General features: G+C 60.5%; 16 protein-coding genes. 7 read left to right on the forward strand and 9 right to left on the reverse strand.

Annotation, left to right across the window (positions count from 1 at the left end):
* Nucleotides 1–272 precede the first annotated feature (272 nt).
* Nucleotides 273–899 (forward strand): bifunctional nicotinamidase/pyrazinamidase, encoded by a 627-nt coding sequence (gene pncA / locus FHT70_RS12905; protein ID WP_183701654.1) that lies wholly within the window; start codon nt 273–275, stop codon nt 897–899.
* Nucleotides 900–914: 15 nt separating this feature from the next.
* On the opposite strand, the gene FHT70_RS12910 is transcribed toward pncA, so the two are convergent.
* Both FHT70_RS12910 and FHT70_RS12915 read right to left on the reverse strand, forming a co-directional pair.
* On the reverse strand, nt 915–2,507 hold the full coding sequence (locus FHT70_RS12910) for a hypothetical protein (protein WP_183701656.1): 1,593 nt from the start codon (nt 2,505–2,507) through the stop codon (nt 915–917).
* A gap of 81 nt (nt 2,508–2,588) precedes the next feature.
* Nucleotides 2,589–2,840, reverse strand: coding sequence for a DUF2164 domain-containing protein (locus FHT70_RS12915; RefSeq protein WP_183701659.1), 252 nt, complete (start codon nt 2,838–2,840; stop codon nt 2,589–2,591).
* Between the two features lie 130 nt (nt 2,841–2,970).
* Between FHT70_RS12915 and FHT70_RS12920 the strand changes: the two genes are divergently transcribed.
* Both FHT70_RS12920 and FHT70_RS12925 read left to right on the forward strand, forming a co-directional pair.
* The gene (locus FHT70_RS12920) at nt 2,971–3,702 is read left to right on the forward strand and encodes an AzlC family ABC transporter permease (RefSeq protein ID WP_183701662.1); all 732 of its coding nucleotides are present in this window, start codon (nt 2,971–2,973) and stop codon (nt 3,700–3,702) included.
* A gap of 3 nt (nt 3,703–3,705) precedes the next feature.
* Nucleotides 3,706–4,014, forward strand: a complete 309-nt coding sequence (locus FHT70_RS12925) for an AzlD family protein (protein ID WP_183701665.1) — start codon at nt 3,706–3,708, stop codon at nt 4,012–4,014.
* Between the two features lie 66 nt (nt 4,015–4,080).
* On the opposite strand, the gene FHT70_RS12930 is transcribed toward FHT70_RS12925, so the two are convergent.
* Nucleotides 4,081–5,913: an aminopeptidase P family protein gene (locus tag FHT70_RS12930; protein ID WP_183701668.1), complete on the reverse strand. Its 1,833-nt coding sequence runs from the start codon at nt 5,911–5,913 to the stop codon at nt 4,081–4,083.
* A 278-nt stretch (nt 5,914–6,191) separates the two neighbouring features.
* On the opposite strand from FHT70_RS12930, the gene FHT70_RS12935 reads away from it, so the two are divergent.
* Entirely contained in the window at nt 6,192–6,365 is a 174-nt protein-coding gene (locus tag FHT70_RS12935) for a hypothetical protein (RefSeq protein ID WP_004668779.1), read from the forward strand.
* Nucleotides 6,366–6,631: 266 nt separating this feature from the next.
* On the opposite strand, the gene FHT70_RS12940 is transcribed toward FHT70_RS12935, so the two are convergent.
* Nucleotides 6,632–7,510 carry a 50S ribosomal protein L11 methyltransferase gene (locus FHT70_RS12940; protein WP_183701671.1) on the reverse strand — a complete coding sequence of 293 codons (879 nt, stop codon included), beginning with the start codon at nt 7,508–7,510 and terminating at the stop codon, nt 6,632–6,634.
* A gap of 68 nt (nt 7,511–7,578) precedes the next feature.
* Complete coding sequence (locus FHT70_RS12945) at nt 7,579–8,178, reverse strand: SCO family protein (protein ID WP_183701674.1); 600 nt, start codon at nt 8,176–8,178, stop codon at nt 7,579–7,581.
* Between the two features lie 385 nt (nt 8,179–8,563).
* On the opposite strand from FHT70_RS12945, the gene FHT70_RS12950 reads away from it, so the two are divergent.
* Together FHT70_RS12950 and FHT70_RS12955 are read left to right on the forward strand one after the other, a co-directional pair.
* Nucleotides 8,564–10,528, forward strand: a complete 1,965-nt coding sequence (locus FHT70_RS12950) for a HAMP domain-containing methyl-accepting chemotaxis protein (protein ID WP_183701677.1) — start codon at nt 8,564–8,566, stop codon at nt 10,526–10,528.
* A 2-nt stretch (nt 10,529–10,530) separates the two neighbouring features.
* A complete protein-coding gene (locus FHT70_RS12955; RefSeq protein ID WP_004668786.1) occupies nt 10,531–10,998 on the forward strand; it encodes a chemotaxis protein CheW in 468 nt (155 codons plus the stop codon).
* A gap of 242 nt (nt 10,999–11,240) precedes the next feature.
* On the opposite strand, the gene FHT70_RS12960 is transcribed toward FHT70_RS12955, so the two are convergent.
* A complete protein-coding gene (locus FHT70_RS12960; RefSeq protein ID WP_183701680.1) occupies nt 11,241–11,732 on the reverse strand; it encodes a CreA family protein in 492 nt (163 codons plus the stop codon).
* A 78-nt stretch (nt 11,733–11,810) separates the two neighbouring features.
* Complete coding sequence (locus FHT70_RS12965; protein WP_183701683.1) at nt 11,811–12,401, reverse strand: 3'-5' exonuclease; 591 nt, start codon at nt 12,399–12,401, stop codon at nt 11,811–11,813.
* A 273-nt stretch (nt 12,402–12,674) separates the two neighbouring features.
* Between FHT70_RS12965 and FHT70_RS12970 the strand changes: the two genes are divergently transcribed.
* On the forward strand, nt 12,675–13,211 hold the full coding sequence (locus tag FHT70_RS12970; RefSeq protein ID WP_183701686.1) for a GNAT family N-acetyltransferase: 537 nt from the start codon (nt 12,675–12,677) through the stop codon (nt 13,209–13,211).
* 139 nt (nt 13,212–13,350) lie between these two features.
* On the opposite strand, the gene ligA is transcribed toward FHT70_RS12970, so the two are convergent.
* Nucleotides 13,351–15,507: an NAD-dependent DNA ligase LigA gene (gene ligA / locus FHT70_RS12975; RefSeq protein WP_183701689.1), complete on the reverse strand. Its 2,157-nt coding sequence runs from the start codon at nt 15,505–15,507 to the stop codon at nt 13,351–13,353.
* Between the two features lie 109 nt (nt 15,508–15,616).
* Nucleotides 15,617–16,144 carry a DUF6886 family protein gene (locus FHT70_RS12980; protein ID WP_183701691.1) on the reverse strand — a complete coding sequence of 176 codons (528 nt, stop codon included), beginning with the start codon at nt 16,142–16,144 and terminating at the stop codon, nt 15,617–15,619.
* Nucleotides 16,145–16,152: the final 8 nt, after the last annotated feature.

Genomic DNA, 16,152 nt, shown 5'->3' on the forward strand with positions numbered 1-16,152 from the left:
CAGCACCCCAGCCGGTAAACCGATGAAGGCTGACACCGGGAAAATGAGGCTCTGCCGGGGAGATCCCGTAGCGTAGAACCTTCGCCTCCCGCCATTTCGAGAGGAGAGTCATCGCGACCAATATCCATGGTTGCATTAGCGTGTGCTTTTTCGACCAGCCACTACCGGAGGTACTAGAATTAACACTTGCGCACCCGCGCTGGGAAATCCACTAGTGGTGTGTTCGGTGCATTTGGCATTTGCATTGCAATAACGCGAAGGGATTGGCCTTGATGAAAGCGCTGCTGCTCGTCGATATCCAAAACGGCTTCTGTCCCGGCGGCAATCTGCCCGTGCCGGACGGCGACAAGGTGGTTCCCGTCGCAAACCGGCTGATCGACAGCGGCAAATATGATTTGATCGTCGCCTCGCAGGACTGGCATCCGCCCGGCCACGGCAGTTTCGCCTCCGCCCATCCGGGCGCCGCTCCCTTCGAGATGGGCGAATTGTCTGGCAAGCCACAGATGATGTGGCCCGACCACTGTATCCAGGGTACGCTCGACGCCGAACTGCATCCGGACCTGAGATCCGAAGAGATCGACCTGATCCAGCAGAAGGGCGAGGATCCCAGGATCGATAGCTATTCGGCATTCCGCGACAATGACCGGGATGCTTCGACCGGTCTTTCCAATTTTCTCCAGGAACAGGGTGTCACCGATCTCGACGTCTGCGGGCTGGCAACCGATTACTGTGTCAAGTTCTCGGCGCTCGACGCGCTCGAGATGATGCCTGGGGTGCGCGTGCGCTTCATCGAGGATGCAAGTCGCGGCATTACCCCCGAAGGTGTTGCCGCCGCTATCGACGAGATGCGGGCGCATGGCATCGCTGCGATTAAAAGCGCAGATGCCTTGCGCCAATGAGCTTGCGATCGCCGACTATTTCAACAAATAGGCGTCGAATGTCTCATCGCTGCCGGCAACGGGGCCGAAGCGCTTGACGAGGGTCGTCTCGCTCCGGAATGCGGAAATGTCCTCTGGCGTCAGGGACAGCAGCCAATTGTAACTTTCGCGCAATGAGACCGGCGCGGCAATTCGGTCAAGCCGCTGTGAGAGAAGAATGACGACGGGGGCATGCTCGCTTTGCTGCAACTGCCGCGCCGTCTGCAGAATGTCGGCAAGGCTGAGAGAAAGCCGCGCATTGCGGGTATAATGCACAATGGCACCGAACCGTTCCTCTCTTAGAAGATAGGTGCGATTGGAAACGTAATAGGGCAAGGCTTCAACAAGATAGTCGGGATCCGCCATGATGATCGCATCCTTGAGATCAGGACGAGATTCAATGAACGAGCCGAGATCCTGGGCTCGGCTGAGCGGCATGTCGGTGAAAAGGAATTGATGGACCCTCTCGATGCCGGAAGCGACCTGCAGTGCGAGCAATATCATGAAGCAAAGACGCCCGATCTTCACGACGACGCTGGCAGCTTCGGTGCCGGCAACATCGGCGAGGCCGGCCCGAGGCGGCTGGGTCAAAGCGGTGATTGCGATCATGAACACCAGCCACAGCGCCTGATGCCTGTAGCTACCTGGGTAAACGAGCGTAAAAAGCAGGGAAAGCCCGAGGAGAACCAGTGCTGCTGCGAACATCGCCGGTCGCCGGTTGGCCAGCCCCAACAGACTGCCATAGATGAGCACAGCCATGAGCGACGCGAAAATCCGGGCGAGCGATGGATCAGCCACGACCAGTTCAAGGACCCGGTCGGGGTACAATGCCATGAAATAGGAACTGGCCGCGGTAAAGGCAGAAAGGACAAGCAAAGCGAAATTCTTGTCCGCGAGATCGTTCTGCCCGGCATCGTTGAAGGTCGGATAGACCGTCATGACGCACAGAACAACGCCGACCGCGGCAATGGCAGCAGCTGTCACAAAGGCCCGATATGCGCTCAAACGGGGTCTTCGCCGCGCCAGAACCAGATCGAAAAACCAATAGGCGAGAAAGCCGCCGACGAGGACGACCGAGTGGACATTGGTATTTGCCAGCAAGGCAAACAAAAAGCCGAGCAATATCCCGTTGCGTACTCCCCTCTCCCAGCTCAGGACGATAAGGAAGACCACCAGCATGCTGATGCCGTAATTTCGCGACATTGCCGCGTAATCGAAAATCGAGAAGCTGCTGAACAGCGACAGCAGCATGATGGGAAGGGGCAGTTTCAACCGGAAAACAAGAAGGTAGGCGGCGGCCGCCGCAATCGTCAGTGCGACGATTTTCAAGACGACGGGTGAGCCGACTATGACATAGGCGGCGCGCAGCAGGATATACCACAGGGCAGGATGCCCCTCACCCTGCAGTTGGCGAAGCATAGCGGCGAAATTGTCTCCCTGAAGGGCCAGTGACAATGCGCGAACTTCGTCACGCCATACCGTTTCGGACCAGCAAAGCGCAGACGCCAGCGCAAGCCAGGCGAGGAAGAGCATCGCGTTGGCGAGCCTGGCGGATCGTGGTTCATCAATAACAGAGACAATCAGGGCCAAATGACACCAACCTGGTGAAGGAAAGCGCCGACCGTATCGCCGCAGCCATAATTTGGCGTTAAGCAGGCCTGCAGTCTGATTTTAGGCGCTGGACTTCTGCTCTCTCTCGAGAAGATGGATATCTTCGGCCACGTCTTCCATTCTCTTCAATAAGGCAGCCTGGGCATCTCTCAGCCCTCGATTGTAGAAGTAAGGCCCGATCTCCTCGGTAAAAAAATCGAGCAGTAATTCGGCCGGCAGGGTTCCGATGGGATCCAGTTCGCGGTCGAAATAAGCGCGGATGCGCGAAACGATCTCAGCCTTTTCTTCCCTGGAAAATTCAATTTTCTGCATGCCTGGTTCTCCGACAAATGCAATCACGACGTTGATGCTTCAGCGAAATCGATCGGTCAATCAACGAAATTCAATTGCCGCGGAAGACCGTAGCCCATAAGGAAAAACTGATTTCCAACAGGACACTCACATGAATCGCGCCGACTTTGTTGAAGGTTTGCGGGGCGGCTCGGCCGTTGCGCTGGCATCGGCGCCCTTTGGCGCGCTGTTCGGAGCACTGGCGGTTGAAAACGGCATGTCGCTTTCCGAGGCCGCCTTCATGAGCGCAACGGTCTATGCCGGTGCCAGCCAGATGGTCGGAATCGAACTCTTCGGCCACCAGGTTCATGCCTGGCTGATCGTGCTTTCGATCCTGGCCGTCAATTTTCGCCATGTGCTCTATTCGGCGGCCTTAGCACGCTACATCGGCCATTTCACCCCGGTGCAGAAGTTCTTCACCTTTTTCCTGCTCGTCGATCCGCAATTTGCCGAGGCGGTCAAGCGGGGCGAAGCCGGCAAACCGCTTACCTTCGCCTGGTATCTCGGCTTCGGCGTCATCATCTACATTCCCTGGGTGCTGATCAGCGTCGCCGGCGGCCTGCTCGGCGGCTTCATCGGCGATCCCAAGGCAATTGGACTCGATATCTTGCTGCCGGCCTATTTCCTCGGCATCGTCCTCGGCTTCCGCAAGCGCGACAACTTCCTGCCGGTGGCGCTCGTCAGCGCGGTAGCATCAGTGCTCGCCTACCGCTATGTCGGCTCGCCCTGGCATGTCAGCCTGGGTGCGGCCGCCGGCATCGTGCTGGCTGCCCTGCTGCCGCTGCCGCGCGAGGTGCCGGATCTCGAAGCCGACGCCTTTCAATCCGAAGTGCACGAGGTCTGAGCCATGGAATTCGATCTCCATATGGCGCTCGTCATACTCGCCGCAGCAGTCGCCACCTTCGCCACCCGCATCGGCGGTTATATCCTCATCACCCGAATGAAGAGCATTCCCCCGCGCATGGAAGCGGCGCTGAACGCCGTGCCGGCCGCCGTGCTGACCACTCTTGTCGCACCTGCCTTCTTCATTGGCGGCTGGGAATCGAAACTGGCGCTGGTCGTTGCCCTCTTCGTCGGCCTGCGCATTTCCCATACATGGATGCTGCTTGCCGCTTGGGTTGTCGTGATGGCATGGCGCTACACGATCGGCGCCTGAACCCCGGCCTTGCGCCTGAAAGTGCGCGGCCTTGCAGCCCGAAAGCAGTGTTCCGCCGCCTGTTGCCTAATATTCGAGCGGCAGCGTCGCGTTTTCGAGCCACGCCCTGACGTCCGGATCGTGGATCAGCGGCATCAGCGCCTCGCATGTGCGGCGGTGATAGTCGTTGAACCAATGCAGCTCATCATGGGTCAGAAGCTCGGGAATGACGAGGCTGCGGTCGATCGGGCAGAAGGTCAGCGTCTCGAAGCCGAGCATCGGCATGTCGCCGCCTTCGATCTCCTCGGCGCCGCGCACATAGATCAGGTTTTCGATACGGATGCCGAAGCTGCCGGGCCGGTAATAACCGGGCTCGTTCGAAAGGATCATCCCGGGCAGCAGCTCCTGCGTCGAAAGCCGGGAAATGCGTTGCGGCCCCTCATGCACAGAGAGATAGGAGCCGACCCCATGGCCTGTGCCATGGGCGAAGTCGGCGCCTGCCCTCCACAGCGCGATGCGCGCCAGCGGATCAAGGTCGCAGCCGCGTGTACCCTTCGGGAAACGTGCCGTGCTGATCTGGACCATGCCCTTGAGCACCATCGTGAAGAAACGGCGATGCTCCTCTGACACCGTGCCGATCCCGACCGTGCGGGTAATATCAGTCGTGCCGTTGATGTATTGCGCACCGGAATCGATCAAGAAAAGTTCGCCTGCTTCGATCATCCGGTTGGTCGCGGTGGTAACGCGATAATGCATGATCGCCGCATGTTCGCCGGCGCCCGAGATCGTATCGAAGGATATATCCTTCAGCGGATTCTGCATGCTCTGGCCGACTCGAGCGCGCACCGCCTCCAGATGTTCGGCAGCAGAAATCTCGCTTACGCTGCCCGGCTTCTCCTGCGACAGCCAATAAAGGAATTCCACCATCGCTGCTCCATCCTGCAGATGTGCAGCGGCCGAGCCGTTGATTTCCACGTCATTTTTCACCGCGCGCGGCAGCTTAGCGGGGTCGGCGCCCTCCACCACTTCGCCGCCCGCCTTGCGGATAATCTCCGCCAGCGCATGGGAGGCGATATCAGCATCGATCAGCACTCGGCGATCCCTGGAAACGGCAGCAAGCCTCTCTTCGAGCGCCGATGGCGGAAGTTGCGTGCATATCTGCCCGAGATAAGCCTCAGTCTCGATTCCAGTCTTGCGCTTGTCGAGGAAGAGTTCGGACCGCCCGTCGGCGTGGATGATGGCGCGCGCCAGCGGATGCGGCGTGTGCGGCACGTCGGCACCGCGGATATTGAAGATCCAGGCAACCGAGGAGGGATCCGCAATCAGCACCGCGGCGAGGTTCTTCTTCGAAAGCTCAGCGGCAATCGTCGCAATCTTATCGCTTGCCAGCACGCCGGCTTGGGCGACATTCTGGATGGTGACGGCGCCGAGCGGCTCGGCAGGCCGATCGCTCCACAACCTGTCGAGCGGATTGTACGGCAGGAAGACCAACCTCCCGCCGATCTCCGCGAGCGCTTTTTCCAGGCGCCGTACCTCCGCGCCGGCGTGAAGCCAGGGATCGATGCCGAGCCTCAGCCCCTTAGTTCCGTTTGCGGCAAGCCAGACATGCGGCGGCTCGTTCACCAGATCGCCGCCCGAAAACACCGAGCCGTCGACTTGTTCGGCGAGCTGCGTCACATAGCGCCCGTCGACGAAGACGATCGCCTGCGTCCGCAGGATCAGCGCGATGCCCGCCGAGCCGGTGAAACCCGTCAGCCATGCCAGCCGCTCGGAGCAGGCCGGAACATATTCGCCGTTGAACTCATCGGCGCGCGGCACGAGGAAAGCATCGATGCCTAGCGAATCGAAAGTAGCGCGCAGCGCCGAAACTCGTTCCTTGCCGAACTGCGGCGTGGAGGTGACTTCGAAAGACTGGAACATGCTGGAAATCCGAACGGTTGAAACGAATCTGGTTAGCGGGATGCCGGCCATGTTAGCGAAATTTAAATCGATGGGGAGAAAAAGCGACGAAACGAGGCGAAACCGTTGGGCCTGCTCGGCATTTTGACGGAACTGTGACGCCAAAAGTTAATTTGGCACGCTTTATGCATTGGCCGCATGGCTCCCATGATGAAAACCCTCTGCCTCCGCATTTCAGAATAGCTATATAGCCACCATCGAACGGTTCGGATGAGCCAGCAAACAAAGGAATTTTTGAAATGACCGCCTCTCTCTCGCGCTTCGCATACAGCAGCCCGGTGCAGGCTGGCGAACGCCAGACTGTGCGTCACGTGATCGGCGCCCGCCGCCCGCAGAACGAGGACAGCCTCAAGCTTCTCGGTGCCGGCCAGCGCGTCACGCGCCACCAGGGCGCGCCCAGCTACGCGTTCTAAGCTTAAAGCCTGTCCGCCTCCTCCCTCCCGGACCGGCCTATTGGAATGCAGTAGAGCCCGCTCGAGCGCTCCTCCTCCTTCGAGCTCGCGGGCATTGACCGGAAGACCGGTCCAAGGCGGTGCCATCGGCGCCGCCTTTTTCTTTTGAGAACGGCACGGAAACCGCACTATCCTGTGGGACAACTGACGTCACGACTTGTTCCCTCCTCTCCCCAGCGGGGAGAAGAGGGAGTAAGTCGCACCCGTCGCCCCGATCCTCTCCCTCCTCAAGGCCGATCGAAATGAATCGTCACCCAGCCGTTCCGCCAGATCGTCCTGACATGGCGGAGCCGCGCGCCGCTATAGGCGGCGATCACCTTCCACCGTTGTGACGCGAGAATGCCTGAAAGGATCACCGATCCGCCGGGCGCAAGATGCGTGACGAGCTTTGGCGCCATCCGAATCAAGGGCCGGGCGAGAATATTGGCGATGATGAGGTCGAAGGGGCCATTCTCCGAGAAGGCCGTCGAATGGAACCCCGGTGCGGTCTTCGTGACGATGCCAGACGCGATGCCATTGCGTCGTACGTTCTCAGCCGCGACCAGCGTTGCGATCGGATCGATATCGGTCGCAAGCACCGGGATGTTTTTGAGCTTACGCACCGCGATCGCCAGGACGCCACTGCCGGTGCCGAGATCAAGCGCATTGCGAACCCGGCGCGAACACATCACTGCATCGATCATCTCCAGGCAACCGGCCGTCGTTCCGTGATGGCCGGTACCGAAGGCTTGGCCGGCATCGATCTCGATGGCGATGTCACCGGAGCGGACCTTGTCTCGGTCATGCGAGCCATGCACCAGGAAGCGCCCCGCCCTGACCGGCTTCAGGCCCTCTAGCGATTTCGCCACCCAATCGACATCCGGGATGACTTCTCGCGACAGCTGAGCTTCGGGAAAAGCGACCTTCAGCGCCGCCTCGATGCGGGAGCGCACATCCGCCTCGTCCTCGGCCATCATATAGACCGAGGCCTCCCATATATCCTTCTTCTCATCGATTTCGGTGGTGCCGATGGCAAAGTCTTCTTCGCCGAAGACTTGGGTCAGGAGATCGAGGATCGCTTCGGCCTGGCTTTCGGTGGTCGACACGTAAAGGCGGATTTCACTCACGATAGGCGGTCTTTCCCGTTTCCGTTGCCCGCCATCGGTCGAGCCAACGTCCCATCACGCTGAAGCCATCACCCCTTATGGACGAGATTCTCCAGCTTCTTTACCGCCGTGTCCGGATTTTCGCCATAGGCGATCGTTCCGGAAAACCGCCCGGCGGAATCGAGCAGGAAGACCGACGCAGTATGATCCATCGTATAGTCGCCGTTTGGATCCTTCTCGTCGACCGGCACCTTCTTGGCATAGACGCGGAACCCCTTGATGACCTCGGCGATCTTGTCCGGTGGGCCCGAAATGCCGGTAATTCGCTTGGAAACGTTGGACACGTACTCGTTCATGATCTCAGGCGTATCGCGCTCCGGATCGACGGTCACAAAATAGGCTTGCAGCTTGTCGCCGTTGGGATCGACCTTCTCCATCCAGCCGTTCAGTTCGAACAGCGTTGTCGGGCAAACTTCCGGGCAATGGGTAAAGCCGAAGAACAGCGCCGTCGGCTTGCCGCGCAGCGCCTGCTCGGTGATCAGCTGGCCGCTCTGGGAAACCAACGTGAAAGGCACGCCGAAGGGAGCTTCCGCCACGACGTCCCGCGACTTCATGGAATAACTCACCGCGCCGAGAATCCCGGCAAGTATCAGAACACCGATCCAGACGGCGATGCGGAATCTCTTCATGGCGTGATCCTCGATCGGGCGGATGTGCCACCCGCCCCTGCCGGCGTGATTATCGTCTCGGCCGAAGGCGCGCAATTCAAGAATATGTTTTTTGACCCGTGATTAATTGTCTCTCACGAACCGCAGCCGTCGATCACCCGAAAGTCAGTCTGCCAGACTTGGCGTCCATCAAAAAAGCATTGCGCCTGAACGACTTCCCTTCTGCCCGAACCGACGGTCTCACAATAAACATCATTAGGAAAGGCTTAAGCCGTCACATCTATATTTAGCAGTGCGGCCCGGTCGAGCCGTTCTGACATGAAGTCTGCCGAGTGGCGAAACCTCCGGACGTCCGCATGAGGGTAAGAAAAACATAAACCCGAGCGGTTTGTGGAGGGGTCTTTTCATGACGAATTCATCGGTGCGCAAGAGCCTGTCGGTCAGCCAGCGGCTCTGGACACTGGGCGGTGCGGCCTTCATCGGTTTCGGAACGATGCTCGGCGTCGGCTGGTACGAGAACATGCGGGTCGACACGGCGTTGCGCCGCGCCGGCGAGATCCAGGCGAGCGTCAACCATATCGGCGACATGCGGCTTGCGAATCTGACGATGGTCTTGGCCGCGATGGACATCATCGTCGACAAGGACAGCAAGGCCGTCGAGCCCGAGCGCATCAAACTAATCGGTGATTCGCTGACTGCTCTTTCGGGTGGTTCGAAAGAGATGCACCTTCTTGCGAATGAAATGCAAGTCGACAGCCTGTTGAAGAGCTATGACGCCGATGTCGCCGCAATCGGCAAGGCAATACAGGTCGATCTCGTCGCGCTGGTTCAGCAGGGCGCGGCTGATGCGGAATTCGACAAAATCGACGACGCGATCGACGGCGCCGGCGAAGAGCTGACCGCGACGCTCGACAAGCTCGCCGCTGACGGCACCATTTTCGCCCAGCAGCATGTCGAGCTCGCCAATGCCGTGTCGCGAGAGGCCCTCATCCTGCAGATCGGCCTCGGCATCCTAGCCATCCTCGTCATGGGTGTCCTGCAATATGTCCATGGCGGCTCGATCCGGCGTGGCATCGGCGCCGTGCGCGAAAGCATGCAGCGCATCATGAACGGCGATCTCGCCAGCGACGTCGCTGAAAAGACCCGCGGCGACGAAATAGGCGAGATGGCTCGCGCCGCCGACGGCTTCCGCCTCGCCGCGATCGAGAAGCGCGACCTTGAAGCCCAAGCCCAGACAGACCGACAGCGCAGCGATGCTGAGCACCGTGCCCGCGAAGCCGCCAAGCTCGCCGACGCCGAAGCGCTCAGCGCCGCCGTCGCCGCTCTCGGCGCCGGCCTTACCCGCCTTTCGGGCGGCGACGTGACCGTGACCATCGACCAGCCGTTCCGCGAAGAGCTGGAGCGCTTGCGCCTGGACTTCAACCAGACGACCGCGACGCTGCGCAAGGCGATGAGTGACATCGCCATCAACAGCAGCTCGATCGAGGCGAACAGCCGCCAGATGCGCGCCGCCGCCGACGATCTCGCCAAGCGCACCGAGCAGCAGGCCGCTTCCCTGGAAGAAACCTCGGCAGCCCTCGACCAGATCACCGCCACCGTCCGTAACGCCACGAGCCGCGCCGAGGAAGTCGGCCACATGGTCTCTCACACCCGCGAGAATACCGCGAAGTCGGACATCGTTGTCGGTGATGCGATGGCCGCGATGGAGCGAATCGAGGGCGCCTCCCGCGAGATCGGCAAGATCATCAACGTCATCGACGAAATCGCATTCCAGACGAACCTCCTGGCGCTCAATGCCGGTGTCGAGGCAGCGCGCGCCGGCGAGGCCGGCAAGGGCTTCGCCGTCGTTGCCCAAGAAGTGCGCGAACTCGCCGGCCGTGCTGCGGGTGCTGCCAAGGATATCAAGACCTTGATCGGAAAATCCGGCGAGGAAGTGAAGATCGGCGGCGAACTGGTGACAGCCGCCGGTGAAGCGCTTCGCCAGATCGGCGAAGATGTTCTGCGCATCGACGAACATGTTAAATCAATCGTAACCTCTGCGCGCGAACAATCAGTCGGATTGAACGAAATCAATACTTCGATCAGCCAGATGGATCAGGTCACGCAGAAGAACGCGGCCATGGTGGAAGAGACGAATGCGGCAAGTCATACGCTCGCCGTCGACGCCGAAAATCTGACGCAATTGATCAAGCAGTTCAAAACCGGCGAGGGCATGAGCGCCCGGCAAACGCCGCGAGAGGCAACCGCCGCCTCGCATTCGAGACCTTCTCCCGCACGCAGCCTGATCGGCAAAGTCGCGGGCGCATTCAACGGCGGTTCTGCCGCCAAAGCCATCGCCGCTCCCGCCGGGGACAACTGGGAAGAATTCTGATCATGAACAACAACGCCATCAAGCAGTCGGGCGCCTATCTCGAAATCGTTTCGTTCCATCTGGGCGACCAGGAATTCTGCATCGACATCATGGCCATCCGCGAAATCCGCGGTTGGGCGCCGGTGACGCCGATGCCGCATACCCCGCCCTACGTGTTGGGCCTCATCAACCTGCGCGGCGCGGTGATCCCGGTCATCGACATGGCCTGCCGCCTCGGCATGAAGATGACCGAACCCTCCGAGCGCTCGGCGATCATTGTCACCGACATCGCCGGCAAGCTGGTCGGCCTGCTGGTCGAACAGGTTTCCGACATGATGACCATCAAGAGCGAAGACCTGCAGCCGCCGCCGGAAATCATCCCGGAAGCCCAGCGCGCCTTCTGCCGCGGCATCGTCGCACTCGAGAAGACCATGGTCTGCTTCCTCAACCTCGATACGGTCATCGCCGACGAGTTGAACCAAGCGGCTTGATATTCTTTTAGATACGAAATTCAAAGGCTCGGCTCGTCCGGGCCTTTCCTGTTTTTCGTCAGAAAGTACGCATGCTTTGCGCGAGCGGCTCCTCACCCCGACCGGCAGAGGGGACGTAGCACCCCAAGCCTTCAAGTATGCGGAGACGATGCGGCTTACCCCTTCTCCCCCGCGGAGAGAAGGTGGCGCGAAGGGTCGGATGAGGACGCGGACGGCACATCAGAAGAAAGGATCTCCAGCCCCTATGGCTTCCCATTCTTCCAAGTCACGCTCTGCCCATAAAGCGGAACGGTCGAGATCGACATCTTCGCCGAACCATCGGTCAATTGGCGCGAATGGGCGAGATAGATCAGCGTGTCGTTGGGCTTGTCGTAGATGCGGTTGACAACCAGCGTCTTCCAGATCAGCGACATGCCCTGGCGGAACACCTCGCTGCCGTCCTTGGAGAGGTCGATGTTGCCGATCTCGATCGGTCCGGTCTGGCGGCAAGCGATCGAATTGTTGGACGGATCTTCGAACCAGTTGCCGTTCTTGAACCGATCGATCAGGCTGCGATCGAAATAGGTGACGTGGCAAGTGATGCCCTTGACCTCCGGGTCGGAGAGTGCCTCGACGATGATGTCGTTGCCGATCCAGTCGACCCCGACCTTGCCTACGACTTCGGCCGAGGCGGCGCCCGCGGAAATAGCGGCGAAGGAAAATGCGGCGAGAAGAAACGTGCGAAGCTTGGTCATGGCGGCTCCCTGGATGATCCGCATTCTAGATAAGCATGCACCTGGGCTTTGCAAGAAATCGCTGTTGTTGCGGGGCGTTCAGGCCCTCCGGCAGGTGCAGGGCGCATAGCCACGCGCCGTCAGCCGCCCCGGCGTCATACCGATCAGCGCCGGGATTGCTTCCACGGCCTTCGCCTTGACCGCCCTTGCCATCTCGATCGCCGCAGCCGCGCAAACCGCCGCATCCTCGGCGGCATTATGGTGCATGAAGCGCAGCCCGAGATGCTCGGCGATCAGGTTCAGCCGATGCGAGAGGAAATGCGGCCAGATGCGCTGCGCCATCTTCAGGCTGCAGAGATAGGTCAGCTCAGGATAGGATTGCCGGTAGAGATCGAGGCTCGCCCGCCAGACGCTGAAATCGAATGCCGCATTGTGCGCGATCATCGTCGCGCCGCTGATATCGTCGTAGAACTCGTCCATCACCTCGGGAAATTCAGGCGCATCCTCGACGTGCTCCGGCCGAATTCCGTGGATTGCGATGTTCATGCCGGAAAAGCGCATATCTCTGGGTCGGATCAGCCGCTCCTCGACGCGCGTCACCCTACCCTCCTCGATCCAGGCAAGCCCGACAGAACAGGCGCTGCCGCGCTGCTCGTTGGCTGTCTCGAAATCGATGGCAATGGTCTTCAAGAGTAAAATCCGAATCGTCTGCCCTACCGGCATAATGTCAGCCGGAGGCGAAGGCAAATCCCGGCCTATTGACATCTGCACGCAGATGGGGAAGCTTTCGCGCATGATCAACTCTGTGACGCATACCATGCATCATATCGCCACGACCCCTCCAGGGTATGCGGGAGCGATGGTGCGTCACTAGCCGTCCGATCATCCCGAGAACCCTGCCGAGGCGAGCAGGGTTTTCCAAAAAATCCCGGCTCTCCTCGCTGTGACCCAAGGAGAGATGCCATGCCTGAAAACGAAGAGAATGAACCCCGCGGCCGGTCGCCCCTGCCCGACGGCGTCGTCGTGCGAGCCGTGCGTCTTTCCGACGCCGAAGAGATCACCGATCTTATAAATTTACCGGGCTATCGGGCCGGCACGCTGAGGCCGCCTTACCAGCGGATTGAGGAGGTCCGCAAGAACATGGAAAACCCGTCGGCGGGCGCGCTCAACCTTGTCGTGACTCTAAATGGCAAGATCGTCGGCAATTGCGGCCTCAATCGCCTTAGCGGCCGTCGCCAGCACGTCGCCAGCCTCGGCATGGGCGTGCACGACGATTTCACAGGTCGCGGTTTCGGCCGGATCCTGCTTGGCGCAATGGTCGACGCCGCCGACGACTGGCTCGACATCAAGCGGCTCGAACTGACCGTTTATACCGACAACGCGGCTGCGATCGCTCTCTATGAGAAGTTCGGCTTCGAAAAGGAAGGGCATCTGCGTGCTTTCGGATATCGCGCCGGACACTATGCCGATGCCTATACGATGGCGCGGCTGAGGACCTGAGTCGGACGGGTCTATCCGCATCCCTCGTCATGCTTGGGCTTGCCCGGCTTATCCCGAGCATTGGCAACGGACGCAGCAGATCCTCGCACAAGGCCGAGGCAACGCCGAACAGGATGCGGGCATTCTGACGCCGGCTTCCTCACCCGCCAATCAGCGCCAGCCACTCATCCTCATCCATCGTCTGGACGCCGAGTTCGCGCGCCTTGTCGAGCTTCGAGCCGGCGCCGGGACCGGCAACGACGATGTCGGTCTTCTTCGATACCGATCCCGCGACTTTGGCGCCGAGGCTTTCGGCCCTTGCCTTCGCCTCGTCGCGGGTGAATTTTTCGAGCGAGCCGGTGAAGACCACGGTCTTGCCAGCCACAGGACTGCCCGTCGTCACCGGTTGCTCGGCCGCTGCGGGCGTCACTTCTTCAAGCAGACGGCCGATCACTTCGATGTTGCGCGGCTCCTTGTAGAACTCGACAATCGCGCGCGCCACGACCTCACCGATACCCTCGATGGCGTTGAGATCGTTCCAGGCGTCGCCGGAAAGCGGTGCGGCCTCCTTCATCGCGGCCGCAAAGGCTTCATAGGTGCCGTAGGAGCGCGCCAAGAGTTTTGCCGTGGTTTCACCGACATGGCGAATGCCGAGCGCATAGATGAAACGGTGGAGCGCAATGCTGCGCCGCTCGTTGATCGCCGCATAGAGCTTGCCGACGCTGACCTTGCCGAAGCCGTCGATATTCTCCAGCTTGGTCAGCGACTGCGCCTGGCGCTTCTCCAAGGTGAAGATATCGGGCGCCGTGCGGATCTGCAGCGACGCATCTTCATTTTCGAAGAAGAAGTCGATCTGCTTCGAACCGAGCCCCTCGATATCGAAGGCGTTGCGCGAAACGAAATGCTTCAGATGCTCCGTCGCCTGCGCCCGGCAGATGAAGCCGCCCGTGCAGCGGCGCACCGAATCCATCTTGCCGGTCTTCTCATTGACGTCGCGTACCGCATGCGAACCGCAGACCGGGCAGGTCTTGGGAAAATCATATGGCTTCGCCTCTGCGAGACGCTTTTCCATCACCACGTCGAGGATCTGCGGAATGACATCGCCGGCGCGCTGGACGATGACGGTATCGCCCTCGCGAATATCGTGCTCCTTCGGTCGGATGCGCTCGCCGCTATTGCCGATGCCCTTGATGTAGTCCTCATTGTGCAGTGTCGCGTTGGTGACGACGACGCCGCCGACCGTGATCGGCTTCAGCCGGGCCACAGGCGTCAGCGCACCGGTCCGGCCGACCTGGATCTCGATCTTCTCGACCTCGGTGAAGGCCTGCTCGGCCGGGAATTTATGCGCCGTCGCCCACCGCGGGCTTCGCGAGCGGAAGCCGAGGCGCTGCTGCAGTTCCAGGCTGTCGACCTTGTAGACGACGCCGTCGATATCGTAATCGAGATCCGGGCGCTTGAGGCCGATCTCGTCGTAATGCGCCAGGATGTCGGCGACCGAATTCAGCCGCTTCATCAACGGATTGACCGGGAAGCCCCAGTCCTTGAAGGTCTGCACCATGCCGAATTGCGTGTCGGCCGGCATGTCCGACATCTCGCCCCAGGCATAGGCGAAGAATTTCAGCTTGCGGCTCGCCGTCACCTTGGCGTCGAGTTGGCGCAGCGATCCCGCCGCCGTGTTGCGCGGATTGACATAGGTCTGCTTGCCCTCCGCTTCCATCTGGCGGTTGAGCGCCAGGAAATCGCTCTTGGCCATATAAACCTCGCCGCGGATTTCCACGACTGCGGGGACACCCTTCGGCAGCTGGTTGGGAATTTCGGATATGGTGCGGATGTTGGCGGTGACGTTTTCCCCCGTGGTGCCGTCACCGCGCGTCGCAGCCGTCGTCAGTCTCCCGTTCTCGTAGCGGATCGACATCGATAGCCCATCGATCTTCGGTTCAGCGGTAAAAGCGATCGACTGGTCCGGCAGGCGGCCGAGGAAGCGATAGACGCTGGCAACGAAATCCCGCACGTCCTCCTGCGAGAACGTGTTGTCGAGCGACAGCATCGGCCGCGCGTGGACGACGGGCGAGAAGGTGACCGAGGGCGCAGCACCGACCCTTCGCGACGGGCTGTCCTCACGGATCAGCTCGGGAAACTGCGCTTCCAGCGCATCGTTGCGGCGCTTCAGCGCATCGTAATCGGCATCTGAAATCTCCGGCTGGTCCTTGCCGTGATAGAGCGCGTCGTGGTGCGCGATCTCCCTTGCCAGCCGCTCGAGCTCGGCGGCAGCCTCTTCTATCGTCAACGTGTCGATGGCGGAACCTTCGGTGGACATGGAACATCACTCCAGAGAATCTGGCCAGAAATCTGCATTGTTTTTAGAGCAAAATCGCCGGATGAAAAGAGAGCCTGCTTACCCTGACCAGTGAGGACTGCCTACCAGCCTATTTCCAATCCAAGGCGTTGCGCAGCCGGATGCCGCTGACATGCAGTCCGCTGTTCCACAGGCCTTTCAGCGGCTGAAAACTGTCGACCACCCGCAGTTCCACTCCGCGCGGCATGAATTCCCGGTCGAGCCGCGAAATGGCGGTGCATTCGATCGGAACTATACGCCGGCGAGCCACCCACATGCCCGCATCGCCGAGCTCCTCGAAACCTTCGGCCGGCAGCGCGTAACGATAAACTGTCACCGCCGAGAGCCGTTCCAGCCAACGACGCTCGACATAGGCTGCTGCCCGGCAACCTGCAAGCCAATGCCGCCTCTCGGCTTCCGGCGTCTCGGACGTGGCCCAGATCAGGATCCGCGGGCAATCTCGCGGAAAGAGATACATGAAGTCGTGATCGGCATCGATCGCCCAGACGAGCGGACCGTTCAGCCATTCCTGGCCGGCCGGGCGGATTGAGGGGATGCGAACGGCACGCGGCTCGAACGCTGCGATGCCGGAGTTATCGCTGAAATGGAAAAGGCGCATGGCAACGG

It is taken from the genome of Rhizobium sp. BK049, from assembly GCF_014193135.1.
Taxonomy (GTDB): domain Bacteria; phylum Pseudomonadota; class Alphaproteobacteria; order Rhizobiales; family Rhizobiaceae; genus Rhizobium.

What these genes read in the sequence shown, in the direction of transcription:
- pncA (WP_183701654.1), top strand. Translation starts at nt 273, where the DNA reads ATGAAAGCGCTGCTGCTCGTCGATATCCAAAACGGCTTCTGTCCCGGC.
- FHT70_RS12915 (WP_183701659.1), bottom strand. Translation starts at nt 2,840, where the DNA reads ATGCAGAAAATTGAATTTTCCAGGGAAGAAAAGGCTGAGATCGTTTCG.
- FHT70_RS12920 (WP_183701662.1), top strand. Translation starts at nt 2,971, where the DNA reads ATGAATCGCGCCGACTTTGTTGAAGGTTTGCGGGGCGGCTCGGCCGTT.
- FHT70_RS12925 (WP_183701665.1), top strand. Translation starts at nt 3,706, where the DNA reads ATGGAATTCGATCTCCATATGGCGCTCGTCATACTCGCCGCAGCAGTC.
- FHT70_RS12930 (WP_183701668.1), bottom strand. Translation starts at nt 5,913, where the DNA reads ATGTTCCAGTCTTTCGAAGTCACCTCCACGCCGCAGTTCGGCAAGGAA.
- FHT70_RS12935 (WP_004668779.1), top strand. Translation starts at nt 6,192, where the DNA reads ATGACCGCCTCTCTCTCGCGCTTCGCATACAGCAGCCCGGTGCAGGCT.
- FHT70_RS12945 (WP_183701674.1), bottom strand. Translation starts at nt 8,178, where the DNA reads ATGAAGAGATTCCGCATCGCCGTCTGGATCGGTGTTCTGATACTTGCC.
- FHT70_RS12950 (WP_183701677.1), top strand. Translation starts at nt 8,564, where the DNA reads ATGACGAATTCATCGGTGCGCAAGAGCCTGTCGGTCAGCCAGCGGCTC.
- FHT70_RS12955 (WP_004668786.1), top strand. Translation starts at nt 10,531, where the DNA reads ATGAACAACAACGCCATCAAGCAGTCGGGCGCCTATCTCGAAATCGTT.
- FHT70_RS12960 (WP_183701680.1), bottom strand. Translation starts at nt 11,732, where the DNA reads ATGACCAAGCTTCGCACGTTTCTTCTCGCCGCATTTTCCTTCGCCGCT.
- FHT70_RS12970 (WP_183701686.1), top strand. Translation starts at nt 12,675, where the DNA reads ATGCCTGAAAACGAAGAGAATGAACCCCGCGGCCGGTCGCCCCTGCCC.
- ligA (WP_183701689.1), bottom strand. Translation starts at nt 15,507, where the DNA reads ATGTCCACCGAAGGTTCCGCCATCGACACGTTGACGATAGAAGAGGCT.
- FHT70_RS12980 (WP_183701691.1), bottom strand. Translation starts at nt 16,144, where the DNA reads ATGCGCCTTTTCCATTTCAGCGATAACTCCGGCATCGCAGCGTTCGAG.